Source organism: Campylobacter sp. (assembly GCF_052169515.1).
GTDB lineage: Bacteria > Campylobacterota > Campylobacteria > Campylobacterales > Campylobacteraceae > Campylobacter_A.
Genome location: NZ_JBQNCH010000002.1, coordinates 81,782 through 107,492, shown reverse-complemented (window position 1 = coordinate 107,492; position 25,711 = coordinate 81,782). Strand labels below are relative to the sequence as shown.

Below are 25,711 nucleotides of genomic sequence, written 5' to 3'. Positions count from 1 at the left end.
AATCAATAATGTAGCCATAATCTTTTCCGTCATAAAGCCTATTTACTCTAGCTATTGCTTGGAGCAAATTATGCTCTTTTAGCTGTTTATCTATATAAAGCGTACTTGCCCTTGGCGCGTCAAATCCCGTCAAAAGCTTATCCACGACAATAAGCAGATCTATCTCGTCGCCGTAAATAAATTCGTCTTTTACGTATTTTAGATACGCCTCCTCGCTGCCGTAGTCTTTTATAGTCTCTTGCCACGCTTTTGCGACATACTCTTTATGCCCGCCTTCAAGCTCCTCATGCTCGTTGCTTGATATCACATAGGCACTTTTTATCTCTCCAAATTCCTCAAATATCTTATGATATTTTATGGCGTCGTATTTTCTTTGCGTTGCTAACATCGCCTTAAAACCGCTATTTGTCATCTTTAACGTCTTTTTAAAATGCTCATTTATATCAACCGCTATGAGCTCTAGCCTTTGTTCGCTTGAAGCCACACACTCAAACCTCGCCCATTTTTGCTGCAAGTCCCTCTTAGCCTCATCGCCAAGCTCTTTTGATATTAGATCAAATTTCCTTGTTAGCCCATCAGCATCTAGCACCTTTTGACCCACGTATCGCCCTTCATAAAGTAGTGGCAAGACGGCTCCGTCTTTTACGGCGTCGTCTATCGTATATCTATGAATTTCTCCGCCAAATTTAGCAAAGCTATTTTTCTCGCGCTTTAAAAGCGGCGTTCCGGTAAATCCTATATAGCAAGCAAGAGGCAACGCCTTTTTCATCGCCTTATGCAGATCGCCGCCTTGCGTGCGGTGGCTCTCATCCACTAGCACAAATATATCGCTATCTCTTATCACCACCTTTTGGTTTTGCACTTTTTCAAATTTATGCACGAGCGTAGTTATCACGCTAACCCCGCTTTGTAGCTTTTCTATCAGATCGCTTCCGCTACTTGCTCGCCCCGCTTTTATATCCGTGTTTTTAAATGTTTCGTGTATCTGCTCATCTAAATCTATCCTATCGGTTACGACGATGATCTTTGAGTTTGGATAAATTTGCTTTAAAAGCTTTGTTAGCATTACCATCGTTAGCGACTTGCCGCTTCCTTGCGTGTGCCAGATTAGTCCGCCCACTCTTGCGCCCTCTTTTTTTGTCGCCACCCTTTTTAGCGTCTCTTCGATAGCAAAAAACTGCTGATAGCGACAAACTTTCTTCATCCTTTTATCAAATAATATATAGTGCCTAATTAGCCTTAGTAGCCTATTTTTAGACAACAGCGAAAAGAGCGTAGTATCAAGCGCGCTTATCTTTCTATCTTTTATCGCGCCATTTAGGCTCTCATTTGTGTTATCTTGCTCTTTCCACACGCTATAAAATTTAAATGGCGTTCCCGTTGTGCCGTATCTTGCCTCGCTGCCGTTTGCGGCGATAGTTAGTTGGATGTATTTAAAAAGATGCGCTATTTCCTCTTTGCCCTGCTCTTTTTCTAGCTGTTTTATGCCGTTTTCTAGGCTCACGCTTGATTTTTTAAGCTCGATTACGACTATTGGTATGCCGTTTATAAAAAGCACGAGATCAGGCCTTCTGTGTTTTTGCGCTTCGCCTTGATTTACCCTGCTTACTTCAAATTCTTCCGTTACGTAAAAGTCGTTATTTTGCAAATTTTCAAAGTCTATAAATTTAAAAGAGAAGCTCCTCTTTGTGCCGTCTTCTAAATTTTCCTCGATACTAGTGCCGAGCAAGAGTAAATTCGTGATCTTTTCGTTTGCGATCATTAGCCCTTCGTTTAGTGAAACTCCCGCTAGCTCATCGACTGCTTTTAATATACTGCTTTGGCTAAATTTATATCGCTTGCCCTTATACTCGTAGTCGTTTATCTCGCCAAGCTTTTGGGTTAAAATTTCCCTAAACAAAACCTCGCTAGATTTACCGCCGCGAAGCTTTAAATTTTCTTCTCTGCTTATAAATTTATAGCCTAAATTCTGAAGTAAATCTATGCTGTTTCGCTGGATTTTATTTTCTGAAGTATCGGGGGTCATTTGGTGTCCTTTTGGTTTTCTTTTTTGATTTTAAAAAATATTTGAATCAAACTTCGCAAGTCTTTTATAATGGTATATATTTCAAATAAAAATACTTTAATAAGAAAAATATATGTTATAAAAAGCGCAACTATTAATACCCTTTTTGCAGTAATGCACCAAACCATTTTCTCGATTTCTTTAAAAACATCAGATGAGGCAACATCTCTAATGATTAGAATAAATAGTATAAAAACAAATAAGCAAAACATACTTTTTAGAAAAGATATAAATCTATAAAACAACGGTTTTATGTAAAAATTCAAGCTATCTTGTTTTGTGAGCTTATTTATAAAATCTGTATTTTGATTAAAAATATGTATTGCTAGAGGAACTATGGCTACTACAAAACCGAACAAGCCAGCTATCAAAGTAGAAAATAAACTAAACAAATCTTTATTAAATAATAGACTTTTAAAAATAAAATAAAAAGAATCAACACTTATTCCCAAAAATAGTAAAATCAAAACAACAAACGTCATAAAAATTGTTTTAAACATCTTACAAAGCCTTTGAGGTAAATTCTTCAATTAATGCCTTATATATACTTTTTGAATATCCGATACGCTCATTTTCCTCTAATCCAGATATATCATCATAATAATGCTCTTTTTCTATATTTAAAAATACCAAGTTATCGTATAAATTTGCTGTTTCTTTTTCATTTTTTTCATTTTTGTATTTTATTTTTATATTCGACAATTCTTGTTCAACCTTGCCTTCTAAAATTTCACGAAAATAATCCACAACTTTACTTTTAATAGTAGAATCATTTTGTTTTATTTGCAATGTAGCCTTGAATTGAGAATTTGGGTTTGTTATAATGCTTAGTAATTCACCATCACTATCTTCAGGATTTGACAAATATTTATGCAATTTCAAATCACATAAATCAATAGACTCTATTTTTTCAAGAAACAGATACAAAATTTCGATTATATTTTCTTTTAGTTTGGGAGAAAATAATAAATCTCCTTTATATTCTATTAAAGCATTAGCTATTCCTCTTTTAATTGTGCCAATAGTAGCTGCATTGGTATTACTTTCAACAATAAGAATGTCTTGGCTTGGCAAATATATACAATGGCTAGGAATTTTAGGTCTGATTTTAGAGTTACCAGTATAACTTCCTAACTCCTCTTTTTCTTTGTCTTCTATAATAGAGAAATCCATATCTTTTGCTAATAAAAAACAAACACTACCTTGCAATACATTATCTTTTGAAAAATCTTTTTCATAATCAAAAGAATCAAACCAAATTGAAGTTTCCTTGTCTTTGTATGTATCTAGTATCCTAATATTTCCATTGCCTCCAACATCATCCAATACCGAGGAAAGATCTTTTAAAATTTCTTTAAATGGTTTTGCAAATAGATTATTTGGTTTTACATCATATACATAAGCCTTTAATACACTACTCATATCCTCACCTTTCCGCTTAGTAGTTTTTGCATCAAGCCTTGTTTTTGTTTTTTCAAATTTTCTAGCTTTAAATTTAGTAAATTTATCTCATCATCGCAAGCCGTTAAAACCTCTGCGATTTTTTGTTGCTCTTTAAAATTTGGAAGTTTAATAGTTAAATTTAATACCTCGATTTTTGATATATTAAATCTTGTGCTTCCTTGTGCCAATTTAAATATCTGCTTTCTAAAACAATCACTTCTAAAATAAAATACGGCAAAACACGGAGTTAAAATTTCAAAATTGCTTAATCTAAAACCGAAACAAAAACTATTTAAATATAGAATGCCACATTCTCTCAATAAAACAGAGCTTATCCCGACTTCGTTTGGAGTTTCAGATGAGATTGTAAAAAATATATCTCCGAATTTAACCAAATTTTGTTCTTCGTCTTCCATAATTTTTACTTTTTCAAAAATATTGATATCTATTTTAGGGTTGTCGAAGATATTTTTATACGTTATAAAATTTGAGTTTCCATTTTGAAAATCTTCTGCAACTTTACCGATTAAGCCATTATATGATTTTCCTAAATTACCAAGCTTTATTTCTTCCCACTCGTCTTGAAACTCGGGAAAGCGGACTTTGGCTGTAAGTAAATTTTGCATAAGAGCTTTTTTAAACTGTTTTTTGTTTTCTATCAAATTTATAGTTAAATTTATAGCCTCATCCCAAGTAGATAAAATTTCCGCTATCTTTTCTTGCTCGTCTAATGGCGGAATTGAAATTTTTATACTTAAAAAATCACCATGATTTAAGTCTGGTATTGTTGAGCTCCCAGCTCTTTTTAAAATTTAGTTTTGTATTTTTGGTCCAGTAAGCAAAAAAACAAAATATTCTTTTTTAATAATTTGTCTATCGTATATAATTTTAAAAAAATTATTATGAAAAACACCAGAAACATTTGTAACAATTCTACCAGTATTACCAGTTCTTGTCATCAATATATCATCACAAAAACAAATGGTACCCTCTGGCGGGTTTTCAATATAATACTTAACTTCCGAATTTTCTTTTAGAAATTCATTTGTTATATAAAAGTATCTATTTTTTGCATTTTCACAAAATCTTTTCGATATAGGGATTTGCAATCCTTGTTTAACATTGCAAATTTCCCCAAGCCTCATGACCTTCCACCCGCTCGGTAAATTTTTAAATTCGCTCATAACCCAAGCTCCGCAAGATACTCGCTCATCTTGTTTTGAACGCTTTTTAGCTCGCTTTCAAGGTGCAAAATCTCAGCCTTTGTCGCCTCGATATCCACAGCCTCTTCTTCTTCAAAAGTATCGACGTAGCGAGGGATGTTTAGGTTGCAGTCGTTTTCTTTTATCTCGCTAAGGCTTGCTAGGTGGGAGTATTTTTCTATCTCGCTTCTGTTTTTATAGGTTGTGACTATCTTTTCGATATTTTGCTCGGTTAGCGAGTTTTGGTTTTTGCCCTTTTCAAATTCTTTGCTAGCGTCGATAAATAGCACGTCTTCATTTGCGCGGTTTTTCTTAAAAACGAGTATGCAAGCAGGTATGCTCGTGCCGTAGAAAAGATTTGCCGGTAGACCGATAACGGCGTCAAGTAAATTTTCTTCGATCAGCTTTTGGCGTATCTTGCCCTCGCTAGATCCGCGAAATAGCACACCGTGCGGAAGTACGACGCCCATTTTGCCGTTTTTATTTAGACTTTTTATCATATGCACGACAAATGCGTAATCACCCTTGCTCTTTGGCGGCAAAGCATAGCTACTAAATCTCATAAAAGGATCGTTCCCAGCAAAATCAGCGCCCCATTTATCTAGGCTAAACGGGGGATTTGCCACGACTATATCAAATGTTTTGATAAGATTATCTTGCAGATGAAGCGGATTTCTGATCGTGTCGCCCCACTCGATGACGGCATCGTTTATCTCGTGTAAAAACATATTCATCTTGCAAAGTGCGTGAGTTTGGCCGTTTTTTTCCTGTCCGTAAAGGCGGAAATTTTTGCTACCGACCTCTTTTGAAGCCTTGATAAGAAGTGAGCCGGAGCCACAAGTAGGATCGTAGATCATGTCGCCATCTTTTGGCTCGACTAATCTCGCAAGAAGCGTCGAAACCTCGCTTGGCGTATAAAACTCTCCGCCTTTTTTGCCCGCGTCGCTTGCAAAGTGAGCTATGAGATACTCGTATGCGTCGCCGATTATGTCGTTGCCCTCTAGCATGGAGGGGCGAAGGTCTAGCCTAGCGTCGCTAAAATCCTCGAGTAAATTTTGTAAGATGGCGTTTCTCTCTTTTGTGTCGCCAAGCTTGTTTTTGTTGTTAAAATCTATGCTTCTAAAGATGCCTTCAAGCTTGTCTTTGTTGTCCTCTTCGATCTTTTCTAGCGTTTTGTTCATTATCTCGCCTAAATTTACCGCCTCTTTGTGCGCCAAAAGATACTCAAACGTGCAGCTCTCATCAAGCTTAAATTTCTCTTTCTTTAGCTTTGCTTCGATCCTCTCGCTCTTCTCGCCATACTCGGCTCTAAGCATTTCGAGCTTTTCTTTGTAAAAATCAGATAGATACTTAACAAAAAGCATAGTTAAAACATAGTCTTTATAGTCGCTTCCGTCCATCGTGCCGCGAAACGTATCACAGGCTTTCCAAACGACGTTGTTTATGGTCTCTTGTGTGGTCTTTTGCATCTTAGTTCTCCTCTTTTTTTATCAAATTTTCAAATATGCTTTTGTTGTATTTTTGCTTTTGAGCTACTAAATTTTGTAAAATTTCGCTCTCTTGACGCACTAAATTTAGGTATTTTACTATCTTGTTTTGAGTTTGCAAATTTATAAGCGGTACTTTTAGATTATTTATACTAGCAACGCTTATCATCGCTATGGCAGTGCCTGAAATATCTGGTGCAAGGGCTCTTTTAACGGCGCTGCTGTTTAAATAATGCGCCACAAAACGCGGATCAAATTTATCGCTTTTAACCCTTATGCGAACCATCAAAGATGTGTGTAGATAAGATCGTCATAGTCTTTGTCTATATAAACGGCGAAATTTGGCTCTCTAAGGCGCAACAAAACATCGCCACGGCTCACTTTATAATCTTCGTTTATTTGCTCGCTCGATATAAATTCATCAGCAAAAGCGTCGTCGTAATATGTATCTTCTGCAAACGACTTTAGCGATACGATTTTATACGAGTGCTCGGACGAACTATGCGCCTCAACCTTTTTTCTGCTTAATACTAAGCCTGTTTTTATTTCGGCTATTTTGTTTAAATTTATCATTACAAAGCTTTTTTATGTATTACTTATAAAATAATACTAAAACTTTTATGACAGAAGTATAACAAGCGAATCAAAAATGTCAATATATTTTTATACTATTTCAAAAATAATGCAAAAAAGATAAACTAAGTGAAAAGTTTATTTTGATTGGTAGCTTTTAAAAAAATGCAAATTATTTTATGAGATCTATATCAAGGCAAAAATAGAAAAATAAAAAATATTATAATTTTTTAATATTAATAAAAATGATCAAGGAAATAAATATTTTTAAAAGAAATGGCTCCGGATGCTGGGTTCGTATAATAATATTTCTTAAAGTATTTTATATACCTATAAAATACTACAAAAATACCTAAAATAGGCAATTTTATTGATTAAGCTTGTTCTAAGTTATTCTAAAATATTATGTATTTTTTTAAAAACAGAGGGGAAATAAAGGGGAAAAATGCTTCGCCACTTTTTAAGTAAAAGGAGAAACCTTAAATGGCTTTAATGTCTTATAATAAATTTGCAAATACAAATAAATATCCGGGAGTTAGAATTTATATTCCCGAAAATAACGATATGATTTTTTACGTAAGATTAGACGGTAAAGATATAAAAGTAGGCTCAAAATCAGAAGGCGTAAACGTAACCTACGCCTATAATAAAAAGAAAGAATACGACACCAAAAAGAGAAACGGCGAGCTACCGGATAGTATAACGAAGAAACAGCTTATTAAATGTGGTTTAAAATTTAATGACATAGCAAAAGTATTTTTTGATTATAGGCTCGAACAAACGCCAGATAAAACGGAAAATGTTAAGGAGCAAATCTGCATGTACGAGCAGTATCATAAAGATAAATTCGGAAGTCTCACTACAAGCCTGATAAGCTCCGAGATGATACAAGAGCACTTTAAAAATATAAAAGAAACGGTGTCTAGCAGAACCGGTCGCAAACTATCGCAATCGCGTACAAATGCTATCATGGGTATAATAAGAACGATTTTTAACTACGCTATAAAACAAAAGCTTATATCTCATCTTAGTCCATTTGATATAGAGATCAAAAAACCAGATAATAAACGAGAGAGATTTTTAGAACTTATAGAAATCGAGCTTTTGCGCAAAGAGCTAGTCCGCAAAGGAGATTTTGCGTTAGAGTTATTCGTAGAACTTGCTTTATGCACAGGAGCCAGGCTTGATGGCATATTGAATATAAAGAAAAAAGATATATCACTTTCAAATATGAGCGTAAACATAACCGACTTTAAAAGCAAAAATCCAGAAAATAAAAGATATACGGGATTTTTAAGCAATGAAGCATTGGTGTTGATAAATAAAATTTACACGAAAATTTCACCAAATGACGCTCTTGTTGATAAACCCTACGCTACTCTCCAAAACGTTTTGCAGCATCTATTAAACAAGCTCTTTAATGATGGCCTTGCGCCAGAAGATAGTGCAAATAGAGTCGTAATACATACGCTAAGGCACACGTTCGCCTCTCATCTAGCCATAGCTGGCACTCCGATACTAACGATCAAAAAGCTCATGAACCACTCAGACATCAATCACACCCTAAGATATGCTAAACTGATGCCTGATAGTGGTAAAGAGATGGTAAAGAAACTATATAAAGCATAATTTGTGGCTTATTTGCAGAAAAAGTTGTATAATCCAACAACTATAAACGGATTAAGATGTTTAATTCTGTTACTTACCATTTAAAAAGTAAAACCATAGATTTAAATCGTATACATTATATAGGCAAACACAATGACCCAAAAAAGAGAATTTATACCCCAAGAGCTTCCGCTGGATTTTAAGCCTACTGAGCAAATTTATAAAACGCTAAATAGAGCTTCAAGAAAACTAGGCGAGCTAAATGGCTTTATAAAAACCATACCAAACCATGATATTTTGATAAATTCTCTCGTTTTGCAGGAGGCAAAAGACTCAAGCGCGATCGAAAATATTATCACGACGCACGATGAGCTATTTTTAGCGCAGATAGACGAAACCAAGATCGCACAAAGCGCAAAAGAGGTAATGAACTATGAAATCGCCTTAAAAAAAGGCTACTCGCTTATAAAAAAGGATAATCTATTCTTAACTCGTCATGTACTAGAAATTCAAAAACGACTGCAACGCAACAACGCTGGCTTTCGCACCCAAAGCGGAACTATGCTTAAAAATCCTGCCACAGGCGAGATAAAGCATATACCACCGCAACACATAGACGATATAAATAGATTGATGGCAAATTTAGAAAAGTACGTAAACGACGACCTGGACGATCTTGATCCGCTAATTAGACTAGCCGTTATCCACTATCAGTTTGAAACCATACATCCGTTTTACGACGGAAACGGCAGAACTGGACGCATCATAAACGTCTTATATCTAACGCACAAAAAGCTTCTTGATTTGCCGATCTTATATCTAAGCGCCTATATCATAAAAAACAAATCCAAATACTATGAACTTTTAGAAAACGTAAGTAAAAATGGCGAGTGGAGTGAGTGGATAGAGTATATGCTAAACGGCATAGAGCGTACTGCAGAGGCATCCGTAACGCTCATAAAAGAAATAGACGATGCTATAAGAGAATTTAGCGAGCTCTTGCAGGAAAAAGAGCGAGGTGTATATAGTAAAGATTTTGTTGAGTTGCTTTTTTCATACCCGTATACAAAAATAGAATCGGTCGAGAAAAAACTAAAAATCTCCAGGCAAACCGCTTCTAAATATCTTAAAATTTGCGAAAAATTAGATGCCTTTAAATGTGTAAAGCTCGGTCGTATAAATTACTTCGTAAATTTAAGGCTATTTGAAATCCTAAAACGAGGCTTAATTTTATAACTTGCTAATGGCTGGTAATTTGTAAAATTTTTAATATTTTTAACATATTAGCAACAACTTGTTAAAAATATTAAAAATTTTTAACATATTAAAAATCGTCATATTATGACATCAAAACTACACAAGGTTCTTTTTATTTCATTGTAAAATTCTTAAACTATTTTTTAATACTGCCTTAAATTGATTAAAAATACAATCCATAACCAGCTCACTATTCGCATACATATGATATCATCTATCAAAAAGTCATCTTTTATTCCATCTGGGCGAGGATACTTTTTGTCTGACAAGTCAGACAAAAACACCTCGTTAGGGATAATCCCTAAAACCCTTTTAAAGTCAATTACGGAATGCTAAAAATCTTATAAATATAGTCACTAAACGATATCTAGATTTAAAATATAGCTTAGTCGCCTAAAACAGATCATCAAGTTTAGTTTAGCATTTCTATCGAATTTATCATCGCTTAACATATTTATCGATACTAATCTTTTGCATACGTCGTGCGCCGCGGCAGCCTCTTGAAGGTCGCATTCATTAAAATATTTAACGTATATGTGTAAAATTTTATTGACATCTTTGATTACGCTCGTAAAGTCTTCTATCCATTGGGCGTAATAAAACTTTCTCCAATCCTCCGCTTGCTTATCTAGCAAAAGACAAATGTCTTGCATGTATTGTTTGGCGTTTGCGTCCAGAGATACTACCGAAACGTCGGCTTCGTTCAATTTACGCCCCAAGGAATAAACTAGATTAAAAAGAACGCCTCTAGCCATTTCGTATTTAGTGATAGACAGATCTAAATTTAGATCTTCGCCGGTACTTTTGAATTCGCTAGCGTTTTTCGAATTTTTATTTGTCAGATTTTCTTTCATAGCTCATCTCCTAAATTAAGACTATTTTAGGAGATTTTATAAAATATCTGCGACAGGTTATGTCATTTCAAATAATCCCTAAGCAAATTTTCAAATTTATTCTTCAAATTTAAAGGCTCGACTATCTTTATAAATGGTAGCCAGTATTTTACAACCCGCAATATCTCGTCGTCGTAAGCTACTTCCGTGCTTATAATGATTTTATTCTCACCCTCTTGCACTACTTCGTAATTTGGCAAAAACTCTTTTCTCTTAAAATACTCCATAGCTTCGTTTTTGATTTCAAGCGTAACCTTAAATTTATCATCCGAAAACCAGTTGGTGTCGTTTTTTTCGATACGTTTTAAAAACTCGGCGTTTGCAGAGAAGGTATCACCCTTTATCTTTATGCGTTTTATTTTAGAGAGAGTGAAGTTTTTTAGTTTGCCTTCGTCGTCTGCTAGCAGATACCATATACCGCTATTGTTTATTAGTTTATACGGGTTTAGTTTGCGCTCTTTACCGTTGTATTCGCACTCTACGATACGGTTTTTGATGACTGCGGCGCTTACGGATTCAAAGTCGTCTCTTGAAATTTGTATACTTTCAAACCCTTGGTTTTTGATTAGGTAGGCTTTGTTTAGCTTTTCGTTTAAAATATCGCTTATAAATCTATCGTCTAGCTCTAAAAATAGCGATCTTGCGCCGATTAATGCGGCAAAAGCTTTTATATCTTTAAAGCCTAGTTTACCAAGAGCGTAGTCCTCTAGGAAATACTTACCGTTTTCTTTTCCTATTGGCAAGACGCTAAGTCTCTCAAAATCTCTCAAAATAGTTCTTTTATTTACGTTAAACTCTTCTGCCAGCTCATCTATGCTGAGTCTTGCTCTGTCATTTAGTTTTATCAAAATTTGAGCTAGTCTAAATGCTATCTTATCGTGAGAATGCATTTTTATCCTTTTAGATAGTCTTTTGGTATCTCAAAATAATACGATTGCGGTAGAATTTTGCCGTTAAAGTCGAGTAAATAGCATTTTCCTCTAAATGGATGATAGCTACTATCGCCTGCTAGTAATACATTATCCCACCACATTAATCTTATGCTATCAAAATCGTGTTCCGATATAATTTCCAAATTATTATTTATCAAATATCTTTTTTTACCGAGTTTAGCACTAAATCCAAAGTTTCCTACGTAATCCAGTTTATCGTAAATTGCTTCTAAAGCATTTAAGTTTGGCATTACTACACCGTGCTTAAAGCCTAGCGAAATTTCTAAAATTTCATTTTCCAAATCACTATCACATCTTAAATAACAATAGTCACATCTTAAGCTCTTTAAAATTTCGCCTTTATCGTTAAAAATAGATAAATCATTGTCTTTTTGTATATAAAAATTTTCTCCAAAAAATTCAATCTCCCCACGATCTATATTTTTTAAAATCTCTCCCTTATTATTCATAACGATTTCATTATGCTTGGATCTCTCTTTTACGATATACAAATTCCCTTTTTGTTTATAGATATATAAATCATCTAATACTACTTTATTTGAATTTTCATCTTGGTAGCTATATTTTTCATATATGCGGCTATCGTAAAGATAAAAATTATGCTCTTTTATTTCATTTAAATTTTTATCCACAAAAGTTACGCTATCTCCTTTTACTAGAGCTATAACATATTTATCGTAGTCAAAACGCGATTCAACAATATTATCAAACTCTATATCTAAAATAAATTTCCCATTGTCATCTATAATTCCAGCCTTTCCGTCTCTTTTGACAATAAAATTTTTCGTATCACGTATGCTATATATTTTTGTAAGTTTAATTGGTATTATTTTATTACCGTTTTTATCCAATACTCCATATTTGTCGTATTTACGTACCACTATAATATTGTCATAAATTTCAATATCATCATATTTTGGTAGCATTATTGTCGCATCTTCATAAGAATCTTTTAATTTCTTACTATATTCGAAGAATTTATCTAGAGTTTCTTCCATATTTATGGCATGGGGTCGTTGTTTAAAAACATTTCCTTGTTCATCCATAAGTAATGTTTCATATCCATACAAAAGTTTTAAATAAGAATTTTCGCAATAATTTATAGGTAGTATGAAATTTTGTGCTTGTGCAACCTTTTTTCCATTTTTATCTACGGCCCAACCATCCTCAAATTTTAGTCCATATTTTTCTAAATCATTAAAACAAACCATATCTATTTTTTCATCTTTTTCTAGCTTTTTTTCTATATCTTGAATCTTTCTTTCGTAACTTTCAGTACTGCTAGCCAAATGTAGTGCATCAACTTTTAACTCATTTAAAGCTGTGCCTGGATGGTCGCAAAACGGCTTAACAATAGATAATTGTTTACCTATACTTTTGGACAAGCGATATAATTTAGAACAAACTTTTTTCAGACTCTCTTCTAAATCAAAATCATCAAAGATACTTTGTAAAACATCTACCTCTTGGCTTTCACTTAGTTCATCTGGCAAATCGTTTAATAATTTTGGCAAATAAATTAATCTAAGCTGTTCCTTTAAAGACTCACACTTAGATATTATAGACTCATCTATGTTTTTAAGTTTTTTGCTATTTTCTTCAGTTTCTTCCAATTTTAACTTAGATATTTCGTTAGCAAATTCTAAAATATCCCTTATTAGATCCAAATCTTTGGCTCTATATAATGCTTCCCTTATTAAGGCAATATCCTGCGTCGTCATCTCGTCTCCTTTAAAAATTTAGAAGATTATAGAATTTCGGTTTGACAGGTTGTGTCAAATAGTAAAGCGATACTTTATTTTACAACCCTTGATGTTTCATATTTCCCGCTTCAACCCTAGCCTTGACCACCTTAGCTAGTACGCTCTCACGAGCCACGCCTATTATCTTTGCTCTTAGCTTAGTTACGTCGGTATGGTTAGGGGCTTTGGCATGAACGGTTTCGTTTCGCAAATCTTGAAGATCGGTTATTACCTTTGGCAGGGTTCTAGTCACGTAGCTTTGTAGTAGATTTCCTTCGAGGACATCCTGGATAAGGCGGTTTTTAAAAAGAAATTTATATGTACCCAAATTTGGCTTGTTTTCAAATATATCGCTTACCGTAAAGCTCGTGCCTTGCACTTCGTATGGGATATTTAATATAGACGGCTTTATCTTTGCAAGCTTATCCATGAGAACTTTAACGAAAGCATAAATTTCTTGCTCCATAGTTTTTGAGTATTTGACAACGACGGAGCTAAAATCATAAAGCGGGTTGGCGATGTTACTCAGATACTCTATCTCTGCGGAGATGATATTTTCTATGCTATCCGGGTGCATTAGATTTATTAAACTTCGTCCGAAGCAGTAACGGATCAAATTTCGTTTTATCTCTAAAAACTCGGCGCTTTTATACGCGTCAGGATAAAATTTGCCCTCATCCTCAAAATACCTCGTCTCTTGCTTCATCTTTATAATCAGAGGATAAACATAAGCATTGCCGTATACTGCGTAAGTATGGCCGCTTACGGTAAAATTTGCCAAGTAATCGTCTCTAACGCACTCAAAGTCGTTTCTAACTAGCTCTCTAATATCGCTTATGATAAACCACTTTTCTACATCGAGTCTTTTTTCTTTATAATACTCAGGCGCTATCTCGCTCATATCTTCATCGGTTACGGCAATAACCTTTGCGACGAACAAATTTGAGTAGTCGGTCAAGAATAGTTGTAGATATTTATCGCCCTCAAGGCCCTGGGGAGCCAGATTTGGCACTTTAGGGCCTTGATTGCTTAAATTTAAGCTCTCGTAAATTTGCTCAAGTTCGGTTTCGTGAGAGTTTATCATATCTCGCCGCTTACTTTTTATCTTGCCGAAGGCTACTTTGCCTTTGAAGATTAGGATCTTAAGGTGTCGCTCGATGACACCCTCTTGGTAGTATGGGTTGTATAGGATGAGGATATTGTGCATTTTAATCATTCCTCACCATAAGATAGAGTTCTTTTTCTATATATTCATCTACTTTTTCAGGATCTATCTCGCCTGAATTATACCAGGCATTTACCTCCTTTAATCCTAAATATCCAAACCTAACCCACCCAATTAAATTTGTTCTTAGTAAAAATTCCACCATATTTACACCGTCGCTTCGAATATATGCATCCACGCCATCTATCATACAAAGGGTTCCATGTCCGACTAGTAGCATACGTCTAAGCTCCGGAATATTAGCACTTGGTATACATTCCTTCCAGCCTTTTTCATGGTAAAACCTTGCTTTCAAGACATACATGACTCTTATAAGTAGCTCAGTTATTAAAACCGGTATTGCCATAGCCATGCCATGTCTTAAGTCGTAGCCTTTTTGGAAAACAACCGTACATACTTCGGCAAAACTTAATAAAACTTCTTTATTCTTTTTATCGTTAGGCTTATATCGAAATTGACCAAAGTCAAATAATAAAAATAATTCATAAAAAGGAATTGGTATTCCACTACCTCTATTCCCTTTTGCTATTGAGCTATTTGAGCCTATCCAGTCCGAAAGTAGGTGACCAATCCAATTACAAAAACCACAAAAAATCTTAGATATAAAATTACTACCTTGAAGCTCGAATGTCTCGGTTTTGATTGTTATAAGCTGTCCATTGCTTACAAAACTTGATGTATCTGTAAATTGATTTAGTATTGAAAAAAACAGTCCTATTAGGTCTGGAGCATGACCCAGGCTTTTAACATGATGATTATTCTTAAGCAGATCTTTTACTGCTCCTCCGACTTGCGACGAATCAGTCTGATCATAATTAATCTTAAATTTACTCTCAAGAAATTGAATTACTCTCTTTTTGTAATAACTTTCAAAATCCAAGAACTCCTTTCCTTTGGCCACATTGGTTGCTACATTTTTCTCGTAATCTTTTATTATCTTATCCTTATCAAACCCCAGCATCTCAGCAAATTTCATAGTTATATCATTTGCTTTTTTATCTACAAAATCTCCTAAATCACTTTCGCCAGGCTTCCCAACAAGCAATACGTCTATTATTCCGCCTATGACGCCGCAAGTACCAGCTATCATATAGTCATATTTATCGCAGTTAGCGTTTTTATAGGCAAAGTCTTCTTTGATTCTCTTTTGAAGTTCTAGAATCTGACTTTTGGACATTAAATTTCTAAACGGGTCATCTGATAAATTTAGATTATACTTTTTAGCATATTCATCTACGGAATTTAAATAATCAAGCCAAGACATATTTTTATTAAAATCAATTTGTTCCAAAGAGTCTATTATGGTAACCTGATCATAAACAGGCTCATGTTCTAGTTCTTTTTCTACCGCGTCCAAGTTTACATCTATCTCATTATTCCTACTGGCATTCTCTAGTAATTCCTGCATTTGACCCATTAGCTCATCAAGCAAAACATCGCTCTCGCTTTGTGATTTTTTTATATCATCTAGGTTATTATTTATTTCATTTAATTTGTTGGTAACGGTTGAAACCTGATGTTTTTGGACTATTACGGCATTTGCTTCATCGACTAAGTGTTTTTCTTTCACTTTAAAATACCTTTAGCAAAGTCGGTAAATTTATCGAGCCCGTCCTGTGCCTTACCCTTTAAAATATTGCCTACATCAAAATAACCAATACCACTAAAAATATCAGCCATTTTCTCCAATGTTTGAGTATCTATATTATCTTTAATTTTTACTATTTTCTCTTTTTTGTCGTTTTTATCTACTTCTACTTCCTTATAGTTATTTATTATTAATTCAAACATAAATTCTTTAGTTGGATCACTAGTTAATTTTTTTAACCTAGAAACATCCAACACGTCAGGGCATTGCAACTTATTGACGCTATTCTCATAAGTATCTTGTTTACTTGTCATACTCTTGGCTGCGCTAACAAACTGCTTCACCATTTTTTCAAGCTGTTGAATTTTTTGATTTTTGTTTGCATCTGATTGCCTTACGTCATTTAATTTTAATACTATGTAATTTATATCCTCTATTACGTTACAAATACTTTTTTGGGTTTGTTTAATAGCCTCATGGAGCATAAGTTCTCTTTGTTTATAATTACTAACTTGATTTGCACCAGTCAAATATCTAACTCCTTGATATGCCCCCACACCAATTAACATCGCAAAACCAAGGCCTGTAACCATAGAAGATAATCCAAGAATGCCACCCATACCAAGAGCCGCAAGTCCAGAGGTCATGCCTGCAGCGCTTAATCCAAATACGGAACCGGATATATATACCGCACCAAGAGGAACACCGACGCTTGTAGCTTTTGCCGATAAGTCTTTTATTAGAGTTTTTATCTTATCGTCGTCAAAATTGTTGTAGAGTATACTGTAGTCTTGCTTAATGGTATCAAAGGCCAGTCCAATGTCACTATCATTTAAACCAAATAAACTCTTATTATCTTGTATAAATTTTACATCTTTTGCGTCAGCCTTATTAAAATCATCTATACCTATAAAATGAATATTTGCTATATCTTTTACCAGTGATATCATAATCGATTTAAACTGTGATCCGTCAGAATTTGCTTTTATATCTTCTAAAAGTTCTTTTATATCTGTTAAATTTTCAGATGACACATCAGACATATAAGCTCTAACTTCGAATCTAGGCTCTTTGCCGGCCTCAAGTCCAACCCTATCCATAAGCAAAAATATTTCCGCAAGCTCTTTTTCGTCTATTTCGTTGTCATTTGATAATGCTGCATTCACAATGATCTTTAAATATGCAACTTTTAAAGGATCAGGCATGTCGGCTATTATTTTTAGCTGATTTTCATCCTTAAAATTTTCATGCTGTAAAATTTTATTAATAAATTCTTCTAAAAATATATAGTCGCAATCGTGCAGGCCTTTTATAATAACATTTTCTTTTTCTGGGTCTTTAAATTTTATTTCGACATACTCATAATCAAGCTTGGAATTACCATTTTTATCCGTTTTATATTTTTGTCCCCACTCTGCACTTTGCATTTCATCGTATACAAAAACAACTGGATCAGTTAGTATGACCTTTTGTATCATCTTAGTACCAGTAAATAAAAGACCTTCTTCGCACGAGCCAGCCAATGTATGATCAAAAATAGCTAGTATAGAGCTAAAGTCATCACATTTAAAAGCCTTAGAGGCATTATCAAGATATTTTTTATCAAAAGGAGCTACTAGTACTTGGCTATTAGCTGTATCGCTTAGTTTGTTTACAACTTTATTTGCGAGCTTACCAAAAAAACCGGAAGTCATTTCAACAAGCTCATTATCAAGCTCTCTATTATCTCTTTCAATCCAACTTTTTGAAATCATATATGCGTTCTCTTTAATGTACGTATTTACGTTACCCATTTTTAGCTCCTTGAATAAATTTTGATAGTACCAATAGATTTTTCATCATAATTTGAAAAAATGCAAAACAATACCAACCGACGATAGCAATAATGCAACAATAGCTATGATATAAACTTTAGTATCTTTTTTTGATTGGAGTTCTCGTAAAATTTCGGTATTAGCCATTATGGCTTTAGCATTTTGAGCTATTAGCTTTTCTTGTTCTTGATCTAGCCGACCCTTTTCATCCATATGCAAAAATAGCTCTCTTATCTTATTGGCATTACTTTGTATAGCTTGGCCTTGTTCTTCGTCCACCTGATGCTTTTTATCTAAGCAAGAGTAAATTTGATCTATCTTGTCATCAAGTCTTGCTTGACTTGCGGCAAATTTATCGGCTGCATCCAAAATATCACAAAATGCCTTTGCACTTTCACCACTAAGCTTTGTAATGTTGCCATTTGCATCTTCTAATCCGTTTTTAAATAGAAACAACATTGCCTGTTGGAGATAAATTGAAAATTTACCTGTTAGCTGAGTAAAGTGAATTGACTCCTTAATAATATTTGACAGTTCAAAAATTGCTTCATTTTGTTTTATTTGACCTTCGATTGTTATTTTTAACCCATTAGCTATCTTATCTTCTCTGCTCTCGCCCGCGATGCCAAAAGAAATAATATTTTTTATATCTGATCCACCAGTGTCAAGCTCACTTGCCTCGGTCGATAATTTTTTAGCCTCCTCAATTTTTTTATTGATTTTAATGATATTTGAAAATATCTCTTTGGCTTTTTTTCTTGCTAGTTTTTCTAGTTCACTTTGAGGCATACTTTCTAAAATTTCGACAGAGAGTATTTCATTTTTTGCTAATTCGGTCATCACTACTCCTTTGTAATTTGTTTTAATTTGGATCTAAAATCTGCTATAGTTTTAGAAAAATTTTCCACAGACTCGCTTGCTTGTTTCGCACTTTGGTCGATTTCCAGCTTGGCTTGTTCAAGCCTAGCGTGACTTTGTTTAATATCGTTAGAAAACTCCTCATACGCTTCACCAAGCACAAACCAAGTTTGAGCGGCTTTCATATGGACTATCTCTCCACTTTTAGTCATAAGTTGAATTTGGATTTTACTTTCTTTTGCTTTAGTTTGCGCCTTATCCATAAAATATAAAGCAACAGTGGTTAATAGCCCACCACACATTGCACTAAGTGTTACGGCTATTGCATCACCAACTGTTTGATCCCCAAAAGGCAAAGGGAAACTCATAATCGGAGTAAGAATAGGTACTGACAATAAAAGTTTTTCTATGCCTTCCGTTAGCCCAAGAGATAGTGCCCCGATTAGTCCAGCAGTTAAAACTTTAAGAGCTTGATAGTTTATTTCATCTTTTGGCATATCAGATGGTGGATTTGCTAAAATTTTGGTAGCTTGAACTAGCGAAACAAATCCTGCACGTATTATTGCTACAAATCTTTTAAGAGTAGTCGCAAATAAATTTATAGCAAATACTACGATATTTGATAAAAAGGCAGTAATACCAGCCTCAATTGAACCCGCAAATATGTCTTTATATTTTGATTTCAATTCGACTAAAATGTTACTTACTCTATCTTTAAAACGACTAAATATTTCTTTTAAATTTTCGTTTCCTCTTTTTTCTAAAGTCAAGCGAAGTTCTATCATAATTCCTCGCATCAAATCTTTCAATATAACACCGAGAGCTGAGTAAGCTGCCATTTTAATTGCATCTTTTCCACCTGTTTGTAAAAGCTCTTTTGAATTTTTCTTTAAAGCTTCGATTGTTCTTTTTTTGTTTTCATTTCTTTTCGCATTATTATATTTTTGTGTTGCTACCCCCTTATCCACTTTTGAGGTATACTCGCTATTGCCATCTTCAAGCCATTCCTTTAAATTGCTATCTCTCTTTGAGCGATTAACGCCACGATCGGCATAAATTAGATTCTTATCGCTTGATGCTATTTCTGCTCTTTGTTCCACGCTAAGATAGAGATGATTTGAAGCATTCGACTCTATTTCTTTGACGGATACTATATGCTCTACGTCAGTGTATGATTTTGGTATTTTTTTGCCAGTATATCCATCTACTACAATCTGCTCCGTATTATCAAGCATCGCCTTATAATTCTTGTGCTTATCATAGTGCTGGCTACGATATTTTTGCCAATCCTCGCCTTTTAGCTCCTGTACTTTTTTAAATTCTTGATATTTACTTGCGTCTGATTGATTTGAAGTTATGCCTTTCTCAAAATTATGAGTCGTAGTTACACTACCTCCGTCACGAGCATCTATAAATAAGCTAGCCAACCCAAATTGTGAGGTAATAGTATCTAAAACATTGTCCTTGCACAATTCGAGAAGTGTTATGGTTTGTTCTTTTGGCAATTTGGATTTTAATTCCTCAAACTCGCTCAAGGCATTTTCAAGATGCTCATTTAGTTGTATTTGGTGTGCCCTAAATTCCGAGTTTTTATCTAAGATTTCAAATTCATTTTCTATTGATTTTAAATCAATATTTAGATAGTTAACACTGCTTATATCTGACGTATTATTGTTTATTTTAATTTGATCTTCCATGCCTTCTCCTTTTTTGAGATTTTGCTATTTTAGCCCATTTTAAACAAAAACCGACTTAATTCAAGTCGTCCGAATTTACCTTTTTATAAGCCTGCTTTACGCCCTCTTTCACCGCTGGCAAATAAAGATTCAACGCTAAAAATTTAATGATTTTATACATAGCATATCCAAACGATAAATCTAAAACCGTTCTCCACATTTTAGCTCCTTATCCTAGTTTAATTTTTAGCCTTTGAAAGGCTCTTTTGGCTTGTTCGTTTATCTCTTCGCCGTTACTTGTTAAAGTTGCGCAAGAAATAGCGTTTACTACTAGATTATTTAAATTTATAAGCTCCGACAAAAACTGCATTTGAGTATCTTTTAACGAGCTAAAATCGTCGTTTAACGTCGCTATTTCGTTAATAACGGTAAAATTTACAAGCTCGTTCGCTTGCGATAAAGTGCGCGTAAAATCCTTTAAAAGCTCTAAATTCTCCTCGCTTGCATTAAAGTATAAATAATCCTCTTTAAAAGGCGCCGTTCTAAGCGGCGATACGTTTGCTTTTACGTCTTTTATCTCGGATAATGCTTTTTGAAATTCGAAAAATATTTCAAAGCTTTTACTTTTTTCCGCTTCAAAAGCGTAAAATATCTCTCTGATCTCTACCGAAAAATTACCCACGTCATCTTTTTCGAAGCCTTTTTTTACGAGCTTTTTTATAAAGCTTACCGAATCGTCTAGCATATATAAAAATCTTTGTCTATTTTCGTAGTTTTGTAGATACTTTTTAGCCCCGTAAACTCCTGCGCCGATAACAGCTACTAGCGCTAACTTATTCATAAATTTCCTCCTTAAAAAATTTCTTATCATAATATCTTTTATATGCAGTTGCCGTATCTTTAAAAATAGTTGCGATCTCCTTCATGTGCGTAGCCATTCTTAACTCTCGTAGCGCTTTTACTAGACGGTTGTTTAGTTCAATCAACTTGATGACTATTTCTTGCTGTTCTTCACTAAATTTATCATAGTCACTCACTCTCTTGTTATGAGATGCGTCTAGTTTAGATATATTGCTTTCTATCATGTATTGCAGCGCGTAATTAATCATCAAATTTAGGTCGCATAAAATTTGCAAGTCCTCTTTGGTATCTATAAATAGATATAAAAAATCGTTAAAATTTTTACCGTCTATCTCATTAAATTTTAAAATCTTCTCGCCGCTGATAGACGCGTAAGCAGATTTTAGCTCTGGTAAATTTTCTATACCAGATAGTTTTTCTTGCAAGATTTTTAAAGATATGAAAAGACGATTAATGGTTTCATTAAATTTATAACCTTTGTCCATAGCTTTGCCAACTAAAGAATTATCGTCGGTAAAGCTTTTAAAATTCATTTCGTGCTTGTCTTTTATATCTGAATCTTTGGCGTCGCTTTGAATTTGATCACCTAGAGATAAGTGCGTATCAAATTTATCAATGTATTTTTTAAGTCCGTATCCGGTAGCTGCCAACGCTACTCCACCTATAATATATCTTAGCATTTTTGTTCCTTTGATTTAAATACGACGGAAATTTAGCATATGGTAGCGACAGGTTATGTCACACAGGTAGTATCGGGGCAATTAACCCATTCCCATATCACCGCCAGCCCAGATATCTTTAATATCCTTCCTTTTTATCTTACTTGCGTCTATTTTTATATCTTCGGGAATACGACTTAATACATGCTTTCTAGCGACTTCTTCAAATTCTCTAGTTGTGTCACATATTTCTCTTGAATAAATGTCTGATTCTCGGATTCTTTCTGTAAGTTTGTTAATTGTATTTGTACATTCTCTAATTCTTGAGATAAAGAGTTTGTGTTGTTTGTTAATTGCGTTTGCAATTTGGCTAATTTGTCGTTTAACGAATCGTATTCCATTAATAGCTGCTTTAATAGAATCATAGTATCTTGCTCTTGCTTCTCTTTTTCTTCTAATTGTGTCAATAATGTTTGCTCTAGTAGAGTCATTATCAAAAATCCTTTCGTTAAAAATAGTGTGTTTATGATTTGTTGCTCGCCATTTGTATTTTGTTCTATATATGCTATCATTTGCTGATTTATTTGCTAAAGCCAGATCTTTTGTAGATATGGGATCCATATGTATATCAATACTAGTATTATTAGTACGCCAATCAGCATCCATGACATGGCTTCGAAAAACTTTGCTTCGCTTCGGTACTCTACCAACCTGGATTTCAAGCCATTTATCGCGTTTTTGTATTTGTTTGTCAAGTCCTCTTTCGAGTCTTGCAAGCTCTTGATCTCGTTTTGAGATGTTTTGTTTGAATTTGATAATTCTAAAATCTCTTGGTTCTTTTGTTTCAAGCTGCCTTGTAAATATAAAACTTTCTTTTGAAACTCCCTTATCTGTTTGCTCATCTGTTCTGCTTCTAAATTCTGCTGCTCTCGCTTCAGTTTTATTTCGGAGTTGCTCCATGCTTTTAATATTTCCAAATTCTTCACTAAATATATCTCCCTTGAATCTTCTAGCTTTTTTAGTACCAGGTAATTTGACCGATATGTAGTCTTTGCTAATTCTAGTTACCTCTATCCTGCTATCCTTTAAAGCTTTTAAAATGTCATCTCTACAAGTAAATTCTTGATTTATAAATTTTTCGGTCAGTATTTTTTCTAGCTCAATATAGTCTTTGATGACGCCAATCTCTTTTCTTGATCCTTGAAGTATGTGAGCTTTAGCTGGGTCTTTTGGATCACTAAAGTTAAATTTGAAATTTGTAAGGTTTTGCCAAGCGTCTATTAAAGCTCTATCTGTTTTGTCATAATATGGATTAAAAGCCATTCCACTTTCTAAATCAATTTTTGGTATGGTAAAATTTAGCTCAAGTCGACCTTTATCGATATGTTGAACCCAAAGGATATTAAATCTCTCTTTGTATCTTCCGAGTAGCAGTGTTTCAAATTCATCTATAATCTTTTGTTTGGTATCTAAATCAATATCAACTTCTTCAAAGCTCAAACAACCAATACAAAGTTTTTGTTTTTTAGTAATATTAGATACTATCTTCCTAGTAATCACTTCGCTACCTTTTAAAACAAACGCTGTCTTGTCTTTTACCCGATGATTTAAAAGATAGTTGATACCAGCAACACTACCACCGTTTTTAGTTTTAAAGAATTTTACTAACATACTTAACTTCTTGGATTTTGCTTTTGCAGCATTAAGTCGTCTAATTTTTTATTGACATCAATTATTTGTTTTAAAACAACACCGTCTATGACTTTATCTATATTTATATGCTTTGCAATTTGGTTTATGTTATTGCCTATTTTTGCCACTTGAATTATCATTGCCTTGTCAAATTTATGAATAGGTGGCTTAGCATTTATTAAAACGTATCTTACATAGGATGATTTATTTAGCCCAGATATTGAAGCATTTAGATTCACTTGATTAAGTTCATTATCATCAAGTCTTATAGTGAGTCTGTTCTTTTTGTTTTGCTTCATCATAAAACCTTTTGTCTTTGATTTGTTAAAAACTCAGCTATTGAAAGTAAGGGAAAAACTATCCTTGAATTTTTAGCATCACCTATTTTTATATATCTAGGCAAATTCCTACCATCTTTGATACGCAAGTCTAATGTTGAAAGTCCGATTCCAATCGCCTTGGCCGTTTGCTTTCGATCTAGAGCTTGCACAGATGGAAATTGTCTTTCTAGACTTTGTAGTACTGTATTTAAAAACTCATTGCTATCAAGCATAAATATCCTTTTTGCTTTTACTACTAATTATACTAATTGGGATATTTTTTCATCACAGAATGAGGTATTTTTAGAAATTCTTTATAAAATATAGCTCTTTAGAGCAATTTGTAGTGAATTAGAGTAAAAACATTTTATGTTTTTACTCTACAACTTTTTAAAAACAAAAAATAATATACATAAAAACACATTAGAGCAAAATAGAAAATTTCAAAATATTAAATAAAACTGAGGGGAAATAAAGGGGAAAAATGCAAAAAATAAGAAAACTTAAAGTTCTTAAAATATCGTTAAAATCGGGATTTTAAAAGGATTTTTGAAGATAAATGGCTCCGGATGCTGGGTTCGAACCAGCGACCAAGTGATTAACAGTCACCTACTCTACCGCTGAGCTAATCCGGAACACTTGAAAAGAGCTCGTATTATAGACGAAAAGATATATTTTGTCAATAAATTCTAGCTTAATTTATAAAAAATCATACAACATATAGCAAATTTTATAAAATTATATTTTATAAAAGACCAATTTCAGCCTTTTATAAAACCACTTGCAATAACCTTATCACCATCATACATCACACATAGCTGGCCTTGTGCCACACCAAGTGCATTTTGATTTAGAGTTAGCTTTGCAGTTTTAGTATCTTCATCAACCTCGACAAAAGCATCTAACTTTGGGCTTCGATATCTTATCTTAATTTCACACTCAAATTTATCTTTATCTATAAATAAATTTACATTTTCAAGCTCAACTACCTTTTGAGCCAAGTCGTCTTTTGTTCCAACAACGATCTCATTTTTATCGGCATTTATTTTTATAACAAAATGTGGCTCATGAGCACCGTAAACCTCAAACCCGCGGCGTTTGCCGATGGTATAGTGCATGTAGCCTTGGTGGCGACCTATTATTTTGCCATCTTTATCAACCACATTACCTGGTAAATTTGTATTGTAATGCTTATTTAAAACTTCAATGTAAGTGTTCTCAACGAAGCAAATTTCACTACTTTCAGCTTGAGTGGCAAATTCTTCAAGCACCTTTACGCCTTTTGCGAGCTCTTTGATATCTTTCTTAAATTTATCCCCAAGTGGGAAAATGACATCCTTTAAGACCTCTTTTGGCACTTGAGCCAAAAAGTAGCTCTGATCCTTGCTAGGATCCTTGGCACAGGTTATAAAGCCATCAACGACCTGCACATAATGTCCAGTAGCAAGTTTCTCACAGCCATTTGCCTTTGCAAAATCAAGTAGAACGCCAAGCTTTATAAATTTGTTACACAAAGCGCAAGGATTTGGTGTTTTTCCTTCTTTATAAAGTCTCACAAAAGGATCATAGACAAACTCATTAAATTTATCTTGTAAATCCAATATATGCACTTTTATGCCGAGATATTCGCCTACCTTTTTTACTTTTCTTATGTTTTCTTCGTGATATCCTGGCTTTTGATGGAGCATCATATAGCAGCCTTGCACCTCATGTCCAGCTTCCTGCAAAAATTTAGCCGTCATCATGCTATCTACACCACCACTCATTGCAACCATTATTTTCATGATTTTACCTC

At 34.0% G+C, this 25,711-nt stretch carries 25 protein-coding genes, 1 tRNA gene and 1 pseudogene; 2 read left to right on the top strand and 25 right to left on the bottom strand.

All coding sequences use genetic code 11. From position 1 onward, the window contains the following. From ACTTKV_RS01175 to ACTTKV_RS01140, 8 genes and pseudogenes are all read right to left on the bottom strand, one after another. Positions 1-2,026: type I restriction endonuclease subunit R (locus ACTTKV_RS01175; RefSeq protein ID WP_442548848.1), on the bottom strand; the 2,026-nt coding region annotated here is incomplete at its 3' end. Beyond that, positions 2,023-2,565, bottom strand: coding sequence for a hypothetical protein (locus ACTTKV_RS01170; protein ID WP_442548847.1), 543 nt, complete (start codon positions 2,563-2,565; stop codon positions 2,023-2,025). The genes ACTTKV_RS01170 and ACTTKV_RS01175, both read right to left, overlap by 4 nt. Position 2,566: 1 nt before the next feature. After that, on the bottom strand, positions 2,567-3,487 hold the full coding sequence (locus ACTTKV_RS01165) for a hypothetical protein (protein WP_442548846.1): 921 nt from the start codon (positions 3,485-3,487) through the stop codon (positions 2,567-2,569). Next, a complete protein-coding gene (locus ACTTKV_RS01160) occupies positions 3,484-4,134 on the bottom strand; it encodes a restriction endonuclease subunit S (RefSeq protein WP_442548853.1) in 651 nt (216 codons plus the stop codon). Before ACTTKV_RS01160 ends, ACTTKV_RS01165 begins: the two co-directional genes overlap by 4 nt. Positions 4,135-4,182: 48 nt before the next feature. Next, a pseudogene (locus ACTTKV_RS01155) lies at positions 4,183-4,692 on the bottom strand (restriction endonuclease subunit S); the annotation flags it as partial. Continuing rightward, the gene (locus ACTTKV_RS01150; RefSeq protein ID WP_442548845.1) at positions 4,689-6,179 is read right to left on the bottom strand and encodes a type I restriction-modification system subunit M; all 1,491 of its coding nucleotides are present in this window, start codon (positions 6,177-6,179) and stop codon (positions 4,689-4,691) included. The pseudogene ACTTKV_RS01155 and the gene ACTTKV_RS01150, both read right to left, overlap by 4 nt. A gap of 1 nt (position 6,180) precedes the next feature. Then, a complete protein-coding gene (locus tag ACTTKV_RS01145; protein WP_442548844.1) occupies positions 6,181-6,483 on the bottom strand; it encodes a restriction endonuclease subunit S in 303 nt (100 codons plus the stop codon). Beyond that, the gene (locus tag ACTTKV_RS01140; protein WP_442548843.1) at positions 6,483-6,770 is read right to left on the bottom strand and encodes a hypothetical protein; all 288 of its coding nucleotides are present in this window, start codon (positions 6,768-6,770) and stop codon (positions 6,483-6,485) included. Before ACTTKV_RS01140 ends, ACTTKV_RS01145 begins: the two co-directional genes overlap by 1 nt. A 483-nt stretch (positions 6,771-7,253) precedes the next feature. On the opposite strand from ACTTKV_RS01140, the gene ACTTKV_RS01135 reads away from it, so the two are divergent. Continuing rightward, positions 7,254-8,399: a tyrosine-type recombinase/integrase gene (locus ACTTKV_RS01135; RefSeq protein WP_442548842.1), complete on the top strand. Its 1,146-nt coding sequence runs from the start codon at positions 7,254-7,256 to the stop codon at positions 8,397-8,399. Between the two features lie 132 nt (positions 8,400-8,531). After that, a complete protein-coding gene (locus ACTTKV_RS01130; RefSeq protein ID WP_442548841.1) occupies positions 8,532-9,614 on the top strand; it encodes a Fic family protein in 1,083 nt (360 codons plus the stop codon). Between the two features lie 377 nt (positions 9,615-9,991). Here ACTTKV_RS01130 and ACTTKV_RS01125 read toward each other — a convergent pair whose 3' ends face one another. From ACTTKV_RS01125 to mnmA, 17 genes are all read right to left on the bottom strand, one after another. Next, a complete protein-coding gene (locus tag ACTTKV_RS01125) occupies positions 9,992-10,489 on the bottom strand; it encodes a hypothetical protein (RefSeq protein WP_442548840.1) in 498 nt (165 codons plus the stop codon). A gap of 62 nt (positions 10,490-10,551) precedes the next feature. Continuing rightward, positions 10,552-11,418, bottom strand: a complete 867-nt coding sequence (locus tag ACTTKV_RS01120) for a helix-turn-helix transcriptional regulator (protein WP_442548839.1) — start codon at positions 11,416-11,418, stop codon at positions 10,552-10,554. Positions 11,419-11,420: 2 nt separating this feature from the next. Continuing rightward, positions 11,421-13,202: a WG repeat-containing protein gene (locus ACTTKV_RS01115; RefSeq protein WP_442548838.1), complete on the bottom strand. Its 1,782-nt coding sequence runs from the start codon at positions 13,200-13,202 to the stop codon at positions 11,421-11,423. A 79-nt stretch (positions 13,203-13,281) separates the two neighbouring features. Then, on the bottom strand, positions 13,282-14,430 hold the full coding sequence (locus ACTTKV_RS01110; protein ID WP_442548852.1) for an HP0729 family protein: 1,149 nt from the start codon (positions 14,428-14,430) through the stop codon (positions 13,282-13,284). 1 nt (position 14,431) lies between these two features. Continuing rightward, the gene (locus tag ACTTKV_RS01105; protein WP_442548837.1) at positions 14,432-16,018 is read right to left on the bottom strand and encodes a hypothetical protein; all 1,587 of its coding nucleotides are present in this window, start codon (positions 16,016-16,018) and stop codon (positions 14,432-14,434) included. After that, on the bottom strand, positions 16,015-17,829 hold the full coding sequence (locus ACTTKV_RS01100) for a hypothetical protein (protein ID WP_442548836.1): 1,815 nt from the start codon (positions 17,827-17,829) through the stop codon (positions 16,015-16,017). Before ACTTKV_RS01100 ends, ACTTKV_RS01105 begins: the two co-directional genes overlap by 4 nt. Positions 17,830-17,874: 45 nt before the next feature. Next, on the bottom strand, positions 17,875-18,690 hold the full coding sequence (locus tag ACTTKV_RS01095; protein ID WP_442548835.1) for a hypothetical protein: 816 nt from the start codon (positions 18,688-18,690) through the stop codon (positions 17,875-17,877). A gap of 2 nt (positions 18,691-18,692) precedes the next feature. Further along, positions 18,693-20,405: a hypothetical protein gene (locus ACTTKV_RS01090; protein WP_442548834.1), complete on the bottom strand. Its 1,713-nt coding sequence runs from the start codon at positions 20,403-20,405 to the stop codon at positions 18,693-18,695. Between the two features lie 55 nt (positions 20,406-20,460). Next, positions 20,461-20,604: a hypothetical protein gene (locus ACTTKV_RS01085; protein WP_442548833.1), complete on the bottom strand. Its 144-nt coding sequence runs from the start codon at positions 20,602-20,604 to the stop codon at positions 20,461-20,463. A gap of 9 nt (positions 20,605-20,613) precedes the next feature. After that, positions 20,614-21,225 carry a hypothetical protein gene (locus ACTTKV_RS01080; protein WP_442548832.1) on the bottom strand — a complete coding sequence of 204 codons (612 nt, stop codon included), beginning with the start codon at positions 21,223-21,225 and terminating at the stop codon, positions 20,614-20,616. Beyond that, a complete protein-coding gene (locus ACTTKV_RS01075; protein ID WP_442548831.1) occupies positions 21,218-21,925 on the bottom strand; it encodes a hypothetical protein in 708 nt (235 codons plus the stop codon). Before ACTTKV_RS01075 ends, ACTTKV_RS01080 begins: the two co-directional genes overlap by 8 nt. Positions 21,926-22,006: 81 nt before the next feature. After that, positions 22,007-22,570, bottom strand: a complete 564-nt coding sequence (locus ACTTKV_RS01070; RefSeq protein WP_442548830.1) for a hypothetical protein — start codon at positions 22,568-22,570, stop codon at positions 22,007-22,009. Continuing rightward, positions 22,492-22,806, bottom strand: a complete 315-nt coding sequence (locus ACTTKV_RS01065; RefSeq protein ID WP_442548829.1) for a hypothetical protein — start codon at positions 22,804-22,806, stop codon at positions 22,492-22,494. Before ACTTKV_RS01065 ends, ACTTKV_RS01070 begins: the two co-directional genes overlap by 79 nt. Before the next feature lie 771 nt (positions 22,807-23,577). Beyond that, on the bottom strand, positions 23,578-23,895 hold the full coding sequence (locus tag ACTTKV_RS01060; RefSeq protein WP_442548828.1) for a plasmid mobilization protein: 318 nt from the start codon (positions 23,893-23,895) through the stop codon (positions 23,578-23,580). Further along, positions 23,895-24,149 carry a helix-turn-helix transcriptional regulator gene (locus ACTTKV_RS01055; protein ID WP_035145040.1) on the bottom strand — a complete coding sequence of 85 codons (255 nt, stop codon included), beginning with the start codon at positions 24,147-24,149 and terminating at the stop codon, positions 23,895-23,897. The genes ACTTKV_RS01060 and ACTTKV_RS01055 overlap by 1 nt, the downstream gene beginning before the upstream one ends. A 327-nt stretch (positions 24,150-24,476) precedes the next feature. Continuing rightward, a tRNA-Asn gene (locus ACTTKV_RS01050) sits at positions 24,477-24,551 on the bottom strand. A 126-nt stretch (positions 24,552-24,677) separates the two neighbouring features. Continuing rightward, the gene (mnmA, locus tag ACTTKV_RS01045) at positions 24,678-25,700 is read right to left on the bottom strand and encodes a tRNA 2-thiouridine(34) synthase MnmA (protein WP_442548827.1); all 1,023 of its coding nucleotides are present in this window, start codon (positions 25,698-25,700) and stop codon (positions 24,678-24,680) included. Positions 25,701-25,711 lie beyond the last annotated feature (11 nt).